Source organism: Lutibacter sp. (assembly GCF_033723435.1).
Classification (GTDB): domain Bacteria; phylum Bacteroidota; class Bacteroidia; order Flavobacteriales; family Flavobacteriaceae; genus Lutibacter.
On the sequence record NZ_JAWVXC010000003.1, the window covers coordinates 81,864 to 100,739 of the forward strand.

Annotated in this window: 20 protein-coding genes; 2 read left to right on the top strand and 18 right to left on the bottom strand. The window is 29.2% G+C overall.

Annotated features, from left to right (window positions below; genetic code table 11):
* Positions 1–67: 67 nt before the first annotated feature.
* The 13 genes from R3342_RS06165 to R3342_RS06225 form a co-directional block, all read right to left on the bottom strand.
* Positions 68–520: a hypothetical protein gene (locus tag R3342_RS06165; protein WP_318939003.1), complete on the bottom strand. Its 453-nt coding sequence runs from the start codon at positions 518–520 to the stop codon at positions 68–70.
* 81 nt (positions 521–601) lie between these two features.
* Positions 602–1,024, bottom strand: a complete 423-nt coding sequence (locus R3342_RS06170; RefSeq protein ID WP_318939005.1) for a DUF4878 domain-containing protein — start codon at positions 1,022–1,024, stop codon at positions 602–604.
* 20 nt (positions 1,025–1,044) lie between these two features.
* Positions 1,045–1,551, bottom strand: a complete 507-nt coding sequence (locus R3342_RS06175; protein ID WP_318939007.1) for a YiiX/YebB-like N1pC/P60 family cysteine hydrolase — start codon at positions 1,549–1,551, stop codon at positions 1,045–1,047.
* A gap of 256 nt (positions 1,552–1,807) precedes the next feature.
* Positions 1,808–2,482, bottom strand: coding sequence for an iron-sulfur cluster repair di-iron protein (ric, locus tag R3342_RS06180; RefSeq protein ID WP_318939009.1), 675 nt, complete (start codon positions 2,480–2,482; stop codon positions 1,808–1,810).
* A 63-nt stretch (positions 2,483–2,545) separates the two neighbouring features.
* Positions 2,546–2,863, bottom strand: coding sequence for a DUF6122 family protein (locus R3342_RS06185; protein WP_318939010.1), 318 nt, complete (start codon positions 2,861–2,863; stop codon positions 2,546–2,548).
* A 3-nt stretch (positions 2,864–2,866) separates the two neighbouring features.
* The gene (locus R3342_RS06190; RefSeq protein WP_318939012.1) at positions 2,867–3,487 is read right to left on the bottom strand and encodes a WbqC family protein; all 621 of its coding nucleotides are present in this window, start codon (positions 3,485–3,487) and stop codon (positions 2,867–2,869) included.
* A gap of 2 nt (positions 3,488–3,489) precedes the next feature.
* Positions 3,490–5,028: a signal peptidase I gene (lepB, locus tag R3342_RS06195; RefSeq protein WP_318939015.1), complete on the bottom strand. Its 1,539-nt coding sequence runs from the start codon at positions 5,026–5,028 to the stop codon at positions 3,490–3,492.
* 19 nt (positions 5,029–5,047) lie between these two features.
* Positions 5,048–5,752, bottom strand: coding sequence for a 4-hydroxy-tetrahydrodipicolinate reductase (dapB, locus tag R3342_RS06200; RefSeq protein ID WP_318939017.1), 705 nt, complete (start codon positions 5,750–5,752; stop codon positions 5,048–5,050).
* A gap of 2 nt (positions 5,753–5,754) precedes the next feature.
* The gene (locus R3342_RS06205; protein ID WP_318939019.1) at positions 5,755–6,333 is read right to left on the bottom strand and encodes a DUF5683 domain-containing protein; all 579 of its coding nucleotides are present in this window, start codon (positions 6,331–6,333) and stop codon (positions 5,755–5,757) included.
* Positions 6,333–7,232, bottom strand: a complete 900-nt coding sequence (locus tag R3342_RS06210; protein ID WP_318939021.1) for a ParB/RepB/Spo0J family partition protein — start codon at positions 7,230–7,232, stop codon at positions 6,333–6,335. Before R3342_RS06210 ends, R3342_RS06205 begins: the two co-directional genes overlap by 1 nt.
* Position 7,233: 1 nt before the next feature.
* Positions 7,234–7,998, bottom strand: a complete 765-nt coding sequence (locus R3342_RS06215) for a ParA family protein (RefSeq protein WP_318939023.1) — start codon at positions 7,996–7,998, stop codon at positions 7,234–7,236.
* A 124-nt stretch (positions 7,999–8,122) separates the two neighbouring features.
* Positions 8,123–9,580 carry an aminoacyl-histidine dipeptidase gene (locus R3342_RS06220; RefSeq protein ID WP_318939024.1) on the bottom strand — a complete coding sequence of 486 codons (1,458 nt, stop codon included), beginning with the start codon at positions 9,578–9,580 and terminating at the stop codon, positions 8,123–8,125.
* Positions 9,581–9,600: 20 nt separating this feature from the next.
* Complete coding sequence (locus R3342_RS06225; RefSeq protein ID WP_318939026.1) at positions 9,601–10,233, bottom strand: NAD(P)H-dependent oxidoreductase; 633 nt, start codon at positions 10,231–10,233, stop codon at positions 9,601–9,603.
* A gap of 116 nt (positions 10,234–10,349) precedes the next feature.
* Here R3342_RS06225 and R3342_RS06230 point away from each other — a divergent pair, with 116 nt between their 5' ends.
* Positions 10,350–11,621, top strand: coding sequence for a DUF2851 family protein (locus tag R3342_RS06230; protein ID WP_318939028.1), 1,272 nt, complete (start codon positions 10,350–10,352; stop codon positions 11,619–11,621).
* On the opposite strand, the gene R3342_RS06235 is transcribed toward R3342_RS06230, so the two are convergent.
* The 5 genes from R3342_RS06235 to R3342_RS06255 all read right to left on the bottom strand — a co-directional run bounded on the left by R3342_RS06235 (position 11,611) and on the right by R3342_RS06255 (position 18,035).
* Positions 11,611–12,024 carry a hypothetical protein gene (locus tag R3342_RS06235; protein ID WP_318939029.1) on the bottom strand — a complete coding sequence of 138 codons (414 nt, stop codon included), beginning with the start codon at positions 12,022–12,024 and terminating at the stop codon, positions 11,611–11,613. The genes R3342_RS06230 and R3342_RS06235 overlap by 11 nt on opposite strands.
* A 135-nt stretch (positions 12,025–12,159) precedes the next feature.
* Positions 12,160–13,956, bottom strand: coding sequence for an acyl-CoA dehydrogenase family protein (locus R3342_RS06240; protein ID WP_318939030.1), 1,797 nt, complete (start codon positions 13,954–13,956; stop codon positions 12,160–12,162).
* 26 nt (positions 13,957–13,982) lie between these two features.
* Positions 13,983–15,167, bottom strand: coding sequence for an acetyl-CoA C-acyltransferase (locus tag R3342_RS06245; RefSeq protein ID WP_318939032.1), 1,185 nt, complete (start codon positions 15,165–15,167; stop codon positions 13,983–13,985).
* Between the two features lie 4 nt (positions 15,168–15,171).
* A complete protein-coding gene (locus R3342_RS06250) occupies positions 15,172–17,571 on the bottom strand; it encodes a 3-hydroxyacyl-CoA dehydrogenase/enoyl-CoA hydratase family protein (RefSeq protein WP_318939033.1) in 2,400 nt (799 codons plus the stop codon).
* Between the two features lie 23 nt (positions 17,572–17,594).
* A complete protein-coding gene (locus tag R3342_RS06255; protein ID WP_318939035.1) occupies positions 17,595–18,035 on the bottom strand; it encodes a MarR family winged helix-turn-helix transcriptional regulator in 441 nt (146 codons plus the stop codon).
* A 126-nt stretch (positions 18,036–18,161) separates the two neighbouring features.
* On the opposite strand from R3342_RS06255, the gene R3342_RS06260 reads away from it, so the two are divergent.
* A complete protein-coding gene (locus R3342_RS06260) occupies positions 18,162–18,854 on the top strand; it encodes a hypothetical protein (RefSeq protein ID WP_318939037.1) in 693 nt (230 codons plus the stop codon).
* Positions 18,855–18,876: the final 22 nt, after the last annotated feature.

Consider the following 18,876-nt stretch of genomic DNA (forward strand, 5'->3'; position numbering starts at 1 on the left):
GTCAGAATTTTAATTAATCTCTAATATTATATTAAGAAAATATGACTTAATATATTTTTAATAAAAGTTATAAATCTGCAATAACTGTATTTACTTCATTTACAAATCTTACTACCTTCGATTTTTCAAGAATAGATATTTCATAACCAACAGGTTGTCCACCGGTATTGGTTATGACAAATGTTGCGGTATAACAGTTCAGTATATTAATAGCTCCTAAAACCAAAAGAATAATACCAAATGATTTGATAAATGCAAAACCAACAAAGATTAAAATTATACCAACTAGCAACCTAATAATATGAAATTTTGTGGAACTTGCAACAGATGCTATAGTTTTTAGTGGTTGGGCTATTTGTGCTTTTCCAAGTGGGATAAGCCCCAAGATAGTATTAGGAGTGTCTCCAGTTACTCTTTTGTTGGTAAGAACAAAGTTTACTTTTAACCAAAAAAGAGAAAGATTTGCAGTAAATGTTGCCTCATTAATTTTTTGTTCATCTTTACCTAAAATTGTGCTCATAATATTTTATTTTTTATACATTATATTTTATTTTTTATACATTTTTTTCATATTATAAAATTTAATTAAACGTTAAAAGGATTAGTTTCCAAAACCATGGAAAGCTTCAAACACCCATTTGTCATTAACTTTTATTAAATTCATATTATCTTTTTTAGTTTTTCCATTTTTATAGTGAGTAGTATAATATACTTTAGCTGAATTGCCATCTTTATTAATTTTTTCTTCATCTATAGTTACTTTATCGAAACCACCTTTTTTTTCATATTCTTTAGCCATCATACCAATTAATCCTTCAATTTTTTTAGCTTCTTCTTTTGATAATTTTTTACCTTTGTTATTAACAAACATAGCAGCAGATTTTTCAAAATCCTTGTTTTTCATAGAATCAAAAAGCGCAATAACTGCTTTACTAGGAGTATCACTACCACCCTTTCCACACGATGTTAAACTAATTGAAATTACTAATACTAATAAAGTCAAGTAAAATGTTGAATTTTTCATAATTAAATTGTTTTAAGTTATTATATAATTTTTTTAAAAGGGGATTTTGTAAATTCTGAAGGGAAAATTAGGTTGTGTTTGCCTACCAAATAATTAAAGCTTTTAGTCTTTATTTTTAAATTTATTCCAGCATTTCTAAAAGCTTTTAAAATAAGTTCTGTACAATACAATTTTGTATTTGTAGTTAAATCGTATTCATTATCAAATGTGTATTTTTTTTGATAAAATAAATTGGCTTGGTTTACAACATTCTTTAAAATAGCTGGATTATAATTTGTACGATAAACAGCATAGGTTGATGCAACTTTGAGATTTATAAAGTCATTTAATTTCTCTTTTTTAATGGTATTAATTTTCCATGGCACTGCATGAATTACATAAGGAATATGGTTTTCAATGCTAATAATACCAATGTGTGAAAATGTAGCACTAGAATCGGCTAATAATACAGTATAACTTTCTATAGAGTGGCCACATCGTAAAATTAAATCGCCATTTTGAATTTTTTCTGAAATGTTTTTTTGCAATAGGTTTGTTTGCGTAAACTGATTGAATATTTTTATTGAGAAGAAAAGAAATAATATTAAAAATAATATGTAAAGTTTCTTAATCACAGACTTTAGTATTATAATTTTACTTGTATTAGATACACAAATAGCAATTAAAAATAATTAAAGTTCAGGTATTTATATTTTTAAATCGTAAAAATCAGTTTTCAAATCGTAAAAGAATAAATAAAAATCCCCAAGGAATACTTGAGGATTATAGAAAAGGAGTTGATTTTTATTTGACTTTAGGAAAAAGTATATTATTTTCTAAATGAATGTGTTGGTATAAATCATTTATAAATTCATCTAATTTAAAATATAATGCTTTAAATGTATTACAAGCCCATTCAGGAGGGGTGAAATTATTACTAAGTTCTTGAATTTTTTTTACAATAGTTCCCGCACTATCATGTTCATCTTCTAAAATTGCAATTACGTTTTTATCGTATTCATAACTGTTATCTTTTAGTTTCGTTTTTATAGCAGGAAATAAAATAGTTTCTTCTTTTTTTAGATGTGCAGTTAACTCATTTGCAAGCGTTGTAAATAAACGGTCTATTTCAATTGTTTCTGGAGCATTGTGACCATGAACACTAGCTACTTTTGTAGAAAATTCTAGTATTATACTTAAATTATCTTTTACATAAGTGTGATGAACGTTTACAATATAATCAATTAAAAAATCAACATTCCAATTTTTAAAGTTTAATTCAGGAACATCATTTTTTGACGGGTTTGAATGTAAATCGGAAATAACTTCATCAACATTTATATTTGCCTTTATACATGCATTTTCAACTGTTTTTCCACCTCCACAACAAAAATCTAAGTTATATTTTTTAAATACGGAAGCTGTACTTATATCATCGCTTACTATTTCTGCAATCGTTTTATTTTTAAAATCTAACATTTTTTGTAAATATTTATACTGCAAATATAGTAAAAAAATAATAAAAGATTGAATAGTCTTTTATTATTTAATCCACAAACAATCTAAAGCATCTGTTAGCATATGAAAGAGTAGTGCTATTGCTACAATTCGTGTTTTTTTAGGGATTAATAATAAAAAATAGATGAAAATAGCATAGTAAGTATGTAATGGATGAAAGTTTATACTACAGCGGTTGGAATCAAACATTGGGGTTGCAAATATATGATCTACATCTACTAACATGGTTAGTAAAAAAATAATCCAAACTTTTTTCCAATGAGGTTTAAAAAAAATGTAAGCGATAATTCCTGGAACTAAAAAATGCATTCCATAATGCGTTATGAATCGTATATATTCCAAAGATTAAAATATGAGATTTTGATTTTCCAAATAGTTTAACGCATTTGGCCCTTCCATAAATAATAAATCAAGTATGCTTAAATTGGAAATGAAACCATTATTTTGATCAAATACCTGTATGTAACGTTCTAAATTATAAGCCGTTTTGTTTTTGTCTATAGCTAAATGTCGTAAATCTAAATATTCAGTTTTAGTGATGTAATTTTTACTTTTTTTAAAAGGAATATCTAGTTGTAAAGCATCCATTATTAATAGGTGACTTTCTATATTTAAATCTAATAAATAAGTGTGTTTTTTTTCAAACAAAGGAAGCAAATCATCTATATAAAACTCAAAAAAAGGGGATGAGCTGTAAGCAGTTTTTAATGATTTTAAATGCTGTTTTCGCCAATTATCTTTATAATCTATTTTAACGTCTTTAGTTTTTTGCTTTATTCCTTTTTTATGCTGAATAGGTACATTTAATAATTGTTTACCATTTGCAGTATTTATATAGCAACGATTTCTATAGGTCTGTTTTTGAAAATTGTCTTCTATTTCAAAAATAATTTGATCGGATTTAGCAATGGCTACATACTGAGCAATAGTTGAGAAATAAGTAGGTTGAACTAAAACAAAATTCAAAATTAAGCTGCTTTTTTACGTTTTCTAAAGTAGCTAAAACCAAACCAAAGTGCTAATACACCTAAAAATGGATATAAATAGGAAACAGGTTCTCCACTTCCACCTACTGTAGTAAAAAGACGATTCCATCTAACTTTATCCATTAAACTTTTTCCATTACTATCCCAGCTAAACCATATAAATACAGGCTTACCTACTACATGATCAAAAGGTACATAACCCCAAAAACGAGCATCTTCAGAATTATCACGATTATCTCCCATCATCCAGTAATAGTTTTGCTTAAAAGTATAAGTATTCGCTAATTTTCCATTAATAAAAATTTTATTGCCATTTACAGTTAAATTATTGTGCTCATAAACTTCAATAATTCGCTTATAAAATGGCAGCGTTTTTAGATTTAGTTCTACCGTTTTACCAGCTTCAGGAATATAAATAGGACCGTAATTATCTATTGACCAAGGATATTGCGGGTTATGTGGGAAAATAGATTTATCATAAGTCCCTTTAGGCGTAATTTGTTTAGTTACACTTTTAACTATTGGATTATTAGCTAGCTTTTTAGCATTTTTATCGATCATGTTTAACATGTAATAATCTCCAAAATAACGTCCTTCTGTAACATTGTATCTTTTTAAGGTAGCTGCACTTAGTTGTTGCCCGTCGGTTACTACTTTATTCATATATTGAGGTTTGGCTCTGTCTGGTAATATAGTTTGTTTACCATTAATAAAAACATAACCATCTTTAATTTCTAATGAATCTCCTGGTATACCAACACAACGTTTAACATAGTTTGATTTTTTATCTATTGGTTTATTGATATGAATATTGGAGTGGTCTCCAAAAAAACGAACGGTATCAGTTGGCCAATTAAAAACTACAATTTCATTTCGTTTTATATCTTCAAAACCAGGAAATCTAAAATAAGGTAGTTGAGGTTTGTTTAAATATGATTTTGTTTTTAAAAAAGGTAATGTATCATGTACCATTGGAGCAGCAACAACAGTCATAGGTGTTCTTGCTCCATAATGAAATTTACTTACAAATAAAAAGTCTCCAACTAATAATGATTTTTCTAAAGAGGAAGTTGGGATAGTATAAGGTTGCATAAAGTAGGTGTGCACTAAAGTTGCTGCCACAATAGCAAAAACAATTGAACTAACCCATTCGCCAAATTCTGTTCTAGGCTTTAAGCTTCTATTTTCAATATACGTTACTTCAGCAAAATAATTTAAATAAAAATTATAAAAACCAAGTAAAATAATTGCTAAAATAGTATCTACGCTTTTATTTTTACCAAAACTTCTACTTGTTTCTACCCAAATTACAGGAAACATTAATAAATTAATAATTGGAATAAATAATAAAATTACCCACCAAACAGGTCTATTTATTATACGCATTAATACTATTGCATTATAAATAGGTACTATAGCTTGCCAAGATTTTTTACCAGCTTTTTTGTATAATTTCCAAGTTCCTAAAAAATGAATTACTTGAATTATTAAGAAAAATATAAACCATTGAGTCATTGTCATAATTAGTAATTTTAAAAATTTAGTTTAAGTCTAAAACGTCTTTCATTGTAAAAACTCCTTTTTTATTGAAAAGCCATTCTGCAGCTACTAGAGCTCCTAAAGCAAAACCTTCTCTGCTGTGCGCTGTATGTTTAATTTCTATGGTATCTACATTTGATTGGTAAGAAACAGTATGCGTTCCAGGCACATCAGGAATACGTTTTGCTATAATTGGTATCTCATTTGGGTTAGTTGTTACATCTAAAGCCCAACTTTGTTTAGAGGTGTTTTTTATAATATCTTCTGCTAAAGTTATAGCAGTACCACTTGGCGCGTCTAATTTTTTTGTGTGATGAATTTCTTCTAATGAAATGTTATACTGATTTAAATTTTGCATCATTTTAGCTAAGTTTTTATTTAATTCAAAGAATATATTTACTCCTAAACTAAAATTACTAGCATAAATAAAAGCTCCATTTTTTTGTTTACAGAAATCTACAATTTCATCGTATTTTTTTAGCCATCCAGTTGTTCCACTTACTATGGCAACATTATTTTCAATACATTTTTTAATATTATTAAAAGCAGCAGTTGGAACACTAAAATCAATAGCAACATCCACCTTGTCAAGGTCATAATTTGAACTATTTTTATCCACTTTTAAAACAATTTCATGACCTCGTTCTAAAGCTATTTTTTCAATGGTTTTACCCATCTTTCCGTAACCGAGTAATGCAATTTTCATAATTAAAATTTAAAATTTATTTGCGCACCAACAATAGCTTTATTGGAATTTAAATGTTTCATTAATTTGGGATTAACAGATAGCTTATTATCAACATTATATTGCAATAGATGTGCATTTGTACTTGCTTCCACAATTTGTAAAACATATAAACCAACGGTTACTAAAAGAGATAAATCTCTATCTTTTCTATAGGATTTTTGTGCAGAAATTAAGGCATCTTCTGATAAAAATGGATTTCCGTTAGTGCCATCAAATTCGTCGGGTTTATCTGCAATCCTAAGTTTATATGCTTCTCTAACTCTATTATAATTTGTATTGTTTGCACTGTAAAAATAAATTCCAGAACCTAAAGCGGCATATACAAAAGGGATTTTCCAATATTTTTTGTTGTAAGCTTGTCCTAATCCTGGTAAAATAGCGGAATAAAAAGCTGCTTTAGCTGGCGATAAAGGATTATATCTGTAATTATTATCTACAATAGTATCTTTAATAATAAGATTGCTTTTTTTTTGCGCATAGCTTTGAAACACAAAAAATAAACCAATAAAAATAAAGATATGTAAGAACTTAATATGCACTATTGTAATAGTTTTTTTATTCGATTAAAATCTTCTTCAGAATGAAAAGGAATAATTATTTTTCCTTTGTCTTTTCCAGCTAATTTTACATCAATTTTATGCCCAAAATAATCGCTTATTGTTTTTAATCCTTTGGAAACAAACTTTGGAATTTCTCTTTCTTCTTTTACAGTTTTTTGTTTAGGGTGGTTTCCTTCTTTTAGATTTTTTACTAATTGTTCTGTTTCACGAACGGATAATTTTTGTTGAATTATTTTTTCATAAATGGCTAATTGTTCTTCAGAATTTTCAATGTTTATAAGTGCTCTTCCGTGCCCCATAGATAAAAATCCGTCGCGCATTCCTGTTTGGATAATCGGATCTAATTTTAGTAGACGTAAATAATTACTAATAGTTGAACGTTTTTTACCAACTCTTTTACTCATTTCTTCCTGAGTTAAATCAATTTCTTCAATTAAACGTTGGTAAGTTAAAGCTACTTCAATAGGATCTAAATCTTTACGTTGAATATTTTCAACCAAAGCCATTTCCAGCATTTCTTGGTCATTTGCCAATCTAATATAAGCTGGTATAGTAGTATTTCCAATTAATTTTGAAGCTCTAAAGCGACGTTCACCCGAAACTAATTGAAAAGTATTTTTTTTGGTTTTTCGTAATGTAATAGGCTGAATAACACCAAGTTCTTTAATAGAGCTTGCTAATTCTCTAAGGGCTTCTTCATTAAAATAAGTTCTTGGTTGATAAGGATTTACTTCAATAGAATCTAAGTTAATTTCAATAATGTTTCCAACAACTTTATCTGCATTTTCATCATTTGCAGAATTTATAGCAGAAGTAGAATCGTTTAATAAAGCAGATAATCCTCTTCCTAATGCCTGTTTTTTAGTTGCTTTTGCCATGTTATTTATTATTTTTAAGAATTTCGTTGGCTAAGTTAATATAATTTACGGCACCTCTACTAGTTGCATCATAAGCAATTATACTTTCTCCATAACTTGGAGCTTCACTTAGTCTAACATTTCGCTGAATAATGGTTTTAAATACCATATTTTGAAAATGTTTTTTTACTTCTTCCACAACTTGATTTGATAATCGTAAACGAGAATCATACATGGTTAATAGTAAGCCTTCAATATCTAATTCAGGATTATGAATATTTTGAACACTTTTTATGGTGTTTAATAATTTACCTAATCCTTCTAAAGCAAAATATTCACATTGAATTGGAATAATTACGGAATCGGCCGCAACTAAAGCATTTAAAGTTATTAACCCTAGAGAAGGAGCACAGTCAATTAAAATATAATCGTAATCATTTTTTATATCCTGTAACGATTCTTTGAGCATGTATTCTCTATTGTTTTTATCCACCAATTCAATTTCTATTGCTACTAAATCTATATGAGCAGGAATAATACTTACGTTAGGGGAATTTGTTGTAGTTACAGCTTCTGAAGCAGTAATAGCATGTTCTAATAATTGATAACTACCTAATGACACTTCTTCAATATTAATACCTAATGCAGAAGAAGCATTTGCTTGAGGGTCTGCATCAATAAGCAATACTTTTTTTTCTAAAACACCTAAAGCTGCAGCTAAATTAACTGTGGTTGTAGTTTTACCAACACCACCTTTTTGGTTGGCAATTGCAATTATTTTTCCCATTAAATAAAACGAATTATTTTTAAGTTGTAAAAATACAATTATTTGCCGTTTTTTAAAGATAATAATGTTAACATACCCTTAAAAATAGAAAAGAGGTTGAATCCTCAACCTCTTTAACTGTTTTTTAATTTTTAAAAGGAATATTTTCTAAGATTGTTAATAAAAATTTCCAGAATTTTTGAGATGATTTTATACTAGCTTTTTCATCAGGGGAATGAGCACCTTGTATGGTTGGACCAAAGGAAATCATATCCATATTTGGATAATTTGTCCCTAAAATACCACATTCTAAACCTGCATGACAAGCTACAACATTTGCTTTGCTATCAAATAATTTTTGATAAGTGTTGGATAACAAGTTCAAAATTTGTGATTCTACATTAGGTTTCCATCCAGGGTAAGAACCTGATAATGTAACTTTATAACCCGCTAATTCAAAAGTAGATTTTAAGGCATTTGCTAAATCGAATTTAGAAGACTCAACAGACGATCTTGTTAAGCATAAAATGGTAATACTGCCATCTTTTACGGTAACACGAGCAATATTATTTGAAGTTTCAACCAAATCTTCCATATCATTACTCATTCTGTAAACGCCATTATGTGCTGCGTAAATTGAAGCAATTAATGCATTTTGACTAATTAAAGTCATTACTTTATTAGGCGTTTCTGTTTCAGAAATTTCAATGCTTAAATTTGGATCAACGGTTTTTAGTTCTTCTTTTATTTCTTTAGAAACACGTTTTATAGTTTTTAAAAAGCTCGATTTTGAGGCATTATAAACAGCTAATTTTGTAAAACTTTCTCTTGGAATTGCATTTCGTAAACTTCCTCCATTTATTTCTGAAATACGAGTTACATCTTGTATAGCGTATAAAATACGATTCATAATTTTGTTAGCGTTTCCTAACCCTTTATGAATATCCATACCGGAGTGACCTCCGTTTAACCCTTTTATAGAAATGGTGTAGCCAACACTATTTACAGGCGCACTTACTTCGTGATAATCGCTTTCAACAGTTATATCAATACCTCCAGCGCATCCTATATCAATTTCATCATCTTCTTCAGTGTCTAAATTTAATAAAATTTCACCATTTAAATAACCTGCTTGTAATCCCATTGCACCTGTCATTCCAGTTTCTTCATCTATAGTAAATAAAGCTTCAATAGCAGGATGTAGAATTTCAGAAGAAGCTAAAACACTCATAATTGCAGCAACACCTAAACCGTTATCTGCTCCTAAAGTAGTTCCTTCAGCACGTACCCAATCTCCATCTACTTTCATTTTAATGCCTTCTGTATCAAAATCAAAATTGGTATCCGAATTTTTTTGGTGAACCATATCTAAATGCCCTTGTAAAACCACCATTTTACGGTTTTCCATTCCTTTAGATGCTGGTTTTTTTATGATAACATTTCCTATTGGGTCTGTAATAGTTTCTAGCCCCAATTTATTACCAAAATCAACTATAAATTGTCTAACTTTTTCTTCTTTTTTTGATGCTCTTGGAACCGCATTTAAATCGGCAAAATTATTCCATAATTCTTTTGGCTCTAAAGCTCTTACTTCTTTACTCATATTTGTATTGAATTATTTGATTATTTTATTTCTATAATAGTTTTGTTTAATGGTTTTCTCACTTTTTTAAGTCCGTTAGTAACATCATCTTCTGCTCTAAAGCCAACAGGTAATAATAAAACAGATTTTAAGTTTTTTTCTTTTAATTTTAATAGTTCATCTACTTTTTCAGGGATAAATCCTTCCATTGGGCAAGAATCTATTTTTTCAACAGCACAAACAGTTAATAAATTACCAAGCACAATATAAGTTTGAAATACTGCGGATTGCTGAATTTCTTCCTCAGATTTATTTTTGTACATTTCAATAAGCTGAGCTCTAAATTTAGAAATAATTTCTTCTTTAGTTCCTCTTATTTCTTTTTCTAAATCAAAATAGGCGTTAATGTCAGCGGTAGTTGTACTTTTTTCAATACAAATTGCTAAAACATGCGATGCTTGAGCTACTTGTTCTTGATAATAACATAATGGAACAAGTTTTTCTTTTAATTCTTTATTACTTATAACAATTAATTTAATAGGCTGTAAACCAAAAGAAGTTGCCGTTAAATTAAATGCTTGTTTTAGGGTGTTTATTTGTTCGTCAGAAAGTTTTTTTGAGCTATCAAATTTTTTAGTTGCATAGCGCCAATTTAAGCTGTCGATTATGTTCATAACATGGTATTTATGTAACTACAAAATTAGGTTAATTTTAGTTAAAAATAGCTAAAAAGGCTGTTCAATTTTTATAACTAAAAGTTAATTTTTATCTTACCGAAGTAAAAATAGCTATGAAAGAAAATTTACTACACTTTATTTGGAAACTGAAACTGTTTTCATCTAATAAATTGATTACAACATCAGGAAAAAATGTTCAAATTATCTCTGTTGGAACACATAATTATAATTCAGGTCCAGATTTTTTAAATGCAAAAATTATAATTAACGAACAACTTTGGGTTGGTAATGTTGAAATTCATATTTTATCGTCAGATTGGTATGCTCATTCTCATGAAAAAGATACTAATTATGATGCTGTTATTTTACATGTGGTTTGGGGACATGATATAGATGTTTTTAGAAATACAAATGAAAGTATTGAAACATTAGTGTTAAAAGATTTTATGGATGAAAGAGTACTTGTTAATTATAAAGAACTTTTTAATTCTGATAAGAAATGGATTAATTGTGAAAATGAAATAAAGTTTGTAGATAATTTCACTAAAAATAATTGGTTAGAACGTTTGTATTTTGAGCGTTTAGAAGAAAAGTCAGAACTTATAAACACCATTTTTAAAAGTACAAATTCAAATTGGGAAGCCACTTTATTTATTTTATTGGCTAAAAATTTTGGTTTAAAAGTAAATGGAGAATCTTTTTTGCAATTTGCTACTTCTTTTGATTTTTCAATTGTTAGAAAAATAGGAGATAATCCTTTTCAAATGGAAGCTCTTTTTTTGGGTAGAGCAGGTTTGTTATGTAATGATAAAGAATCTGTTTTTTATTCAAAACTGAAACAAGAATATGAATATTTATCGCATAAATTTAAATTAGATAGAGTTAATAATACTTCTATGCAATTTTTTAGGTTGCGTCCTGCAAATTTTCCAACAATTCGTTTGTCACAACTAGCAATGTTATTTTCTAAGCAACAGAATTTATTTTCGAAAATTATAGAAACTACTGTTTTAGAAGATTTTTATACATTGTTTTCACATAAAACTACCGAATTTTGGGAAACACATTATACTTTTGAAACATCGTCTAAAAAAAGTGCAAAAAAGCTTACCAAATCTTTTATTCATTTAGTGTTAATAAATACTATTGTGCCATTAAAATTCGCATATTTAAAAACTATAGGTAAATTAGAATTTAATGAATTATTAAATTTTATTTGTGAAATTGAACCAGAAAAAAACAGCATAATATCAAATTTTGAGATTTTGAAATTCAAGGGCAATAATGCCTTTGAAACTCAAGCATTGTTGCAGTTAAAAAACAACTATTGTAATAAAAAATTATGTTTGCAATGTACTATAGGAAAAGAAATTCTTAAGCGTTAACTTTAAAATAGTTTTTAACCCAAGCTACTTTCTGATTTTCCGTAAGCCTATCACAATTATGAACTCCTTCTAGTTTAGGTATTAATTGCGTATCTGAAAGAACTTCTTTTTCTAATAAGTTTTTCATTTTGGAAGGACCAAAAATTACAATTTTTTCAAAAGTATATAGTTCTTTTAGTATGGTTTTTAAAAATAGGTTAGTTTGTTCAATTCGTTTATTCTCTTTGTTTTTTTCATAAGTTAAATATTGATTTCCGAATCTCCCAAACTTTTTACTTTCTCCTGGAATTCTTTCTTTAGTTTCAATTGTAGATTCAATTGTTTTTATTGAGTGCTTTTCTTCAAAAAGTTTAATAATAATAGCCTTTTTTGTGTCAATCCAAATTCCTGCAGTTGTACTCATAATTTTATAATTTAAGTTATAAACTTGGAGTTGATTTATTAAAGTTAGAACTACCTTAAAAATACGAAATTAAATTCAGAATAAAAAAAACTGCTATCGTTAAATAGCAGTTTTTTGTTCAAAAAATCATAATTATTAAAAACAATAACTGTTTTCAGCAATTACTTTGTCAGCAATTACTTTTCTTAAATTAATAACATTTGGGAAGTTAGTATATTTGGTAAATCGTTTTAATCCCATTAACATCATACGTTGTTCATCACCTTCGGTAAAAGAGTATAAAGCTTCTTTACCTTTCGTACTTATTTTTTCAACAGCATTAAACAAATTTAACTTAGCCATTGCAATTTGAGCTTCACAAGCTTCTTCAGAGGTCATATTAACCAATTTCTCTGTTTTTAATATAGCTGATTCAGCCATGTAAATTTCAATCATCATTTCTGCAGCAGCCATAACTAATTGTTGTTCTTCAGCAAGTTTTGTGGTATATTTTTGTACTGCAGAACCTGCAATCATTAAAAATGCTTTTTTAAGTTTTCCTAAAATTTCTTTTTCTTCTGTAAAAAGAACAGAGTAATCAGGAGTATCAAAAGAAGGGATTGCCATTAAATCGTTAGCAACTGCCATTGCTGGAGTCATTAAATCTATTTGACCTTTAAGAGCTTTTTTTAACAACATACTTACAGAAAGAAGTCGGTTAATTTCATTAGTTCCTTCGTAAATTCTAGCAATACGAGCATCACGCCAAGCAGCCTCCATAGGAGTATCTTCTGAAAATCCCATTCCACCAAAAATTTGGATACCTTCATCTGCTACAAATTGAATTGTTTCTGAACCATATACTTTTAACAAAGCACATTCAATTGCAAATTCTTCAACACCTTTTAATTCTGCTTCTTGATGTGATAATCCACTTTCTTTTAATTCATTTATTTTGTTTTGGATATCATTTGCAGCACGATAATTAGCAGCAGAACTAGAATAAGTTTTAGTTGCCATTTCAGCTAACTTATTTTTTATAGCTCCAAATTGAGCAATAGGAGTTTTAAACTGAACACGTTCATTAGCGTATTTTACAGATTCCGTAATAGCTCTTCTACCAGCATCAGAACAAGCTACACTTAATTTAATACGACCAACGTTTAATGAATTTAAAGCAATTTTAAATCCTTCACCACGGTTAGCTAGCATATTTTCAACAGGAACTTTAGTATCATTAAAAAATACTTGTCGAGTTGAAGATGCTCTAATTCCTAACTTGTGTTCTTCTTCTCCTAAAGTAATTCCATTAGGATTATTAGGATCGTATTCTACAATGAAAGAAGTAATATTTTTGTCATCTTCAATACGAGCAAAAACAATCATTAAACTACAAAAACCGGCATTACTAATCCACATTTTTTGCCCAGTAATACTATAATATTTTCCATCTTCAGAAAGCACAGCTTTAGTTTTTCCTGAATTGGCATCACTACCAGCTCCAGGTTCCGTCAAACAGTATGATCCAAACCATTCTCCACTAGCTAATTTTGGTACATATTTTTGTTTTTGTTCTTCAGTTCCATACAATAAAATTGGCATGGTGCCAATTCCTGTATGGGCTCCATAAGCTGTTGATAATGATCCAGAAGCTCCAGAAATGTAATCGCAAACTAGCATGGTTGAAACAAAGCCCATTCCCATTCCTCCATATTCTTCAGGAACGGAAACTCCTAATAAGCCCATTTCACCTGCTTTTTTCATAATTTCTTCGGTGAATTTATAGTCTTTTTTTTCGAATCGATCTTTAAAAGGCCAAACTTCTCTATCAATAAAATCTATTATAGATTCCTTCATCATTTGTTGTTCTTCAGAAAATTCTTCTGAGATAAAAATTGAATCACTAGTGGTTTCTTTTATTAAAAATTCACCACCTTTAATGTGTGTACTCATTGTTTATTTTTTTATATAGTTATGTTTTATTTTAAAAATTCGTAAACGCCTGCAGCACCTTGACCAGTACCAACGCACATAGTAACAATACCGTATTTATTTTTTCTTCTTCTCATTTCATTGAAAAGTTGTACAGATAGCTTTGCGCCTGTACATCCAAGTGGGTGGCCTAAAGCGATAGCTCCACCATTAACATTTACAATATCTGGGTTTAAGTCTAATCCTCTGATTACTGCTAAAGATTGTGATGCAAATGCTTCATTTAACTCTATTAATTCGATATCTTTTAAAGTTAACCCTGCTTGTTTTAATGCTTTTGGTACTGCATACATTGGACCAATACCCATAATACTTGGTTCTACACCTACGGGTGCATAAGAAACTAAACGAGCAACTGGTTCTAAGTTTAATTCTTTAACCATTTCTTCACTCATCACTAAAACAAAAGAAGCTCCATCACTCATTTGAGATGAATTACCTGCAGTAACACTACCTCCTTGAGCAAAAACAGGACGTAATTTAGCTAATACTTCAAGTGATGTATCGGCTCTTGGACCTTCATCTGTATCAACAACATAGCTTTTTTCTTTACGTTTTCCATTGGCATCAAGGTATGTTTGATTTACAGTTATTGGTACAATATCCTCTTTAAATTTACCTTCTTTAATTGCCTTTAAAGCTTTTTGGTGTGAGTTATACGAAAATGCATCTTGATCTTCTCTAGATACATTGTATTTATTAGCAACAGCTTCTGCTGTAGTTCCCATTCCCCAATAATAATCTTCATGGCCAGATTTTACAACGTCATAATTTAATTCTGGTTTGTAACCTCCCATTGGTACTGAACTCATGCTTTCCGTTCCTCCTGCAATAATACAATCTGCCATACCTGCTGAAATTTTAGCAGAAGCCATGGCGATAGTTTCAATACCTGAAGAACAAAAACGATTTACAGTTACACCAGGAATATCAACAGATTTTAATCCCATAAGAGAAATTAAACGTCCCATATTTAAACCTTGTGAGCCTTCTGGCATGGCGCATCCAACCATAACATCATCAATACGAGAAACCTCTAATTGAGGTACTTCTTTTAATAAATGTTGTATGGTTTCTGCAGCTAAATCATCAGATCTTTTAAATCTGAAAACACCTCTAGGTGCTTTTCCTACTGCAGTTCTATATCCTTTTACTATATATGCTGTTTTCATTTTCTTAATTTCTTAATGGTTTACCTGTTTTTAAAGTATGCTCAATTCGTTGCAATGTTTTTTTCTCTGTTAATAAAGAAAGGAATGCTTCTCGCTCTATATCTAAAAGGTATTGCTCAGAAACAGAAGTTGGTTCTGATAAATCTCCACCAGACATTACATATGCTATTTTATTACCAATAAGTTTATCGTGTTCTGATATATATAGACCTTTTTCCATAGCATCAGTTCCAACTAAAAACATACCAAGTGATTGTTGTCCTAACACTTTTACTTTTTGTGGAGTAGGTTGTGTGTAACCATCTTTTACCATTTGTAATGCATAACGTTTTGCAGTTGCAATTTGACGATCTCGGTTAACAACAACTAAGTCTTTTCCAGGTTTAAGAATATTTAAATCAAATGCTTCATAAGCAGAAGTACTTACTTTTGCCATTGCAATTGCTAAGAAGTGTTCTCTTAATCTATTTAATTGAACATCTCCCTCTTTAAAGGTTTCTGCAGCTCTTAATGTCATTTCTTTAGTTCCAGCACCACCAGGCAATAGTCCAACACCAAATTCAACTAAACCGATATAAGATTCTGCAGCAGCTACAACTTTATCTGCATGAAGCGTCATTTCACAGCCTCCACCAAGCGTCATTCCATGAGGAGCAACAATAGTTGGAACACTTGAATAACGTAATCGCATTACCGTATCTTGAAAAGCTTTTATTGCAAATGCTAGCTCGTCATATTCTTGTTCAATGGCTAACATAAATACCATAGCTAAATTAGCTCCAACTGAGAAATTAGGTCCCTGATTACCAATTATAACACCTTCATATTCTTTTTCAGCTAAATCAATTCCTTTATTAATTCCCTGAATTACACCACTGCCAATAGTATTCATTTTTGAACGGAATTCTACGTTTAAAATACCATCTCCTAAATGTTGAATTGCAGCTTCTGAATTGCTCCAAATAGTTTTAGATTCTCTAATGTTGTTAAGGATAATAAAACTATCTTGTCCTGGTATTTTTTCTTGTTTTTTAGAAGGAATTGAATAATAATATTTAGCACCATCTTTGACTGTGTAAAAACTTTTAATACCACTTTCAAGCATTTCTGTTACCCAATTTGCTACAGGTAAATTTTCAGCTTTCATTAACTCAATTCCAGCTTCAACTCCAATTGCATCCCAAATTTCAAAAGGGCCGTGTTCCCAACCAAAACCAGCTTTCATAGCATCATCTAATCGATATAATTCATCGGAAATTTCAGGAATTCGGTTTTGAACATAACCAAACATAGCGGAAAAGCTTTTTCTATAAAATTCACCAGCTTTATCTTTTCCTTTTACTAAAACTTTAAAACGATCAACTACATTATCAATAGTTTTTGTCATTTCTAAAGTTGCAAACTTTGCTTTTTTATTTGGGCGATATTCTAAAGTATCTAAATCTAAAGATAGAATATTTCTTTTGCCATTTTCAACAATTTTTTTATAAAAACCTTGTTTGGTTTTGCTTCCTAACCATTTGTTTTCCATCATTTTATTAATGAAATCAGGCAGTTTGAAAATGTCGTGAGATTCATCGTCTGGACAATTTTCATATAAACCATTTGCAACGTGTACCAATGTATCAAGACCAACTACATCAACAGTTCTAAAGGTTGCAGATTTAGGACGACCAATAACTGGCCCAGTTAATTTATCTACTTCTTCAATAGTTAAACCTAATTCTTTAACATGGTGAAACAAACTCATAATACCAAAAATACCAACTCTATTTCCAATAAAAGCTGGAGTATCTTTTGCTAAAACAGAAGTTTTTCCTAAGAATTTTTCTCCGTACATCATTAAAAAGTCGGTAACTTCTTGTTTACATTTTGGACCTGGGATTACTTCAAATAATTTTAAATAACGTGGAGGATTAAAAAAATGAGTTACTGCAAAATGATTTTGGAAATCTTCACTTCTGCCTTCGCTCATAAATTGAATAGGTATTCCAGAAGTATTTGATGAGATTAATGTTCCAGGAGTTCTATATTTTTCAATTTTTTCAAAGACCTGTTGTTTAATATCTAATCGTTCAACAACCACTTCAATAATCCAGTCAACATCTTTTACTTTAGATATGTCGTCTTCTAAATTTCCTGTAGTAATTCTACTAGCAAATTTTTGATTGTAAATAGGCGATGGTTTTGATTTTAAGGAAGCTTTAAGGCTATCATTAACCAATCTATTACGTACAACCTTGTTTTCAAGTGTAAGTCCTTTTGCTTTTTCTACTTCGTTTAATTCACGAGGAATAATATCTAGTAGCAAAACTTCTACACCAATGTTTGCAAAATGACAAGCAATCCCTGATCCCATAATTCCAGAACCTACAACTGCTACTTTTTTTATTGGTCTTTTCATTTGTTTATATAAAATTATATTTGTTAATCTTTAAAAATTTGTTTTGTATTAATTAAGTAATTGATAATCTCTGTTACTTCACAAAAATTAGCCAATTGCTCTTTGGAAACATGTTGTTTAACGGTTTCGTTAAATTGAAGTACATGTTGTTTCGAAATTTCACGTTTTTCTTTACCAAATTCGGTAAGTTTAATTAAAACGCCTCTGCCATCATTTGGATTTTTTTCTCTATAAATTTGACCATTATCTTCCATTTTTTTTAATATTCGAGACAAACTAGTAGGTTCCATGCCCATTTGAGGTCCTAGCGCCGTGGATGGAGTTCCGTTTTTACTGTCTATATTTAATATAACAAAAGCCATAGACATGGTGCTATTATGTTTTGCCGCTTGTTCATTATACATTTTTGCAACGGCCTGCCAAGTGGCTCTTAAAACATGATCAATAGTATTATTTTTTTGCATTCTCAAATATATAAAAAAATACTATGCATGCATAATAAAATAAAAAAATATTTTGTTAAATTATTTTACTTGTTTTTTATAAAAAAAAGAGATAAGTTTAAAACATTATATAAAAATTTGAATATTATGAAAACAAAAGAGGTTATTGGTAAGATTATTAAACAAGAAAATATTTCAACTATTGATGTAAATAAATTGTCAAATACGTTTGTAATTAATGTTCCTGATCCATATAAATCCTATTATAGTAGGTTTACTCATATTAATAAACCTTCTTCTATAATATTTGTTACCAAAACACCAAACTCTTTTGAAAATATTTTGAGAACCACTAAAAAAATTAATGCTACGTATAATACTGATTTAGTAGCAGCAAAATGTGAAGTTTCTATTGATAGAAGAAAAATTAATGGAATTAGAGTTAGAGGCATCAACCGATATAATGAAATTCCACAAATTCAGCAATACTATAAAGATGCAGGGTTTGATTTTGCCAAAAGCGAAAAATTTGAAGATGTTGAAGCATTAATAAGAATTAATAGGTTTATGAATATTGAAAAAATAGAAGAAGGTTTTTATCATTCTGCAACAGAAGAAAATGCATATTATATTGAAATACCAAAACATTTAGAATGGGATGAATTTAGAACTATGACTTACGAAATAAAAAATAATATGTCGGATAAAAATTTTGATATTGCGCAAGGTATTTTATATCAAAATGGTGGAATTACTGAAATTTTAAGGGTAGTTAGGCCAAAAATTTCTTTGGAAATGTTAAAATCAATTCAAGAAAAATATCTTAAAAAATTACAATAATTTTATTAAAAGATTAACCTAA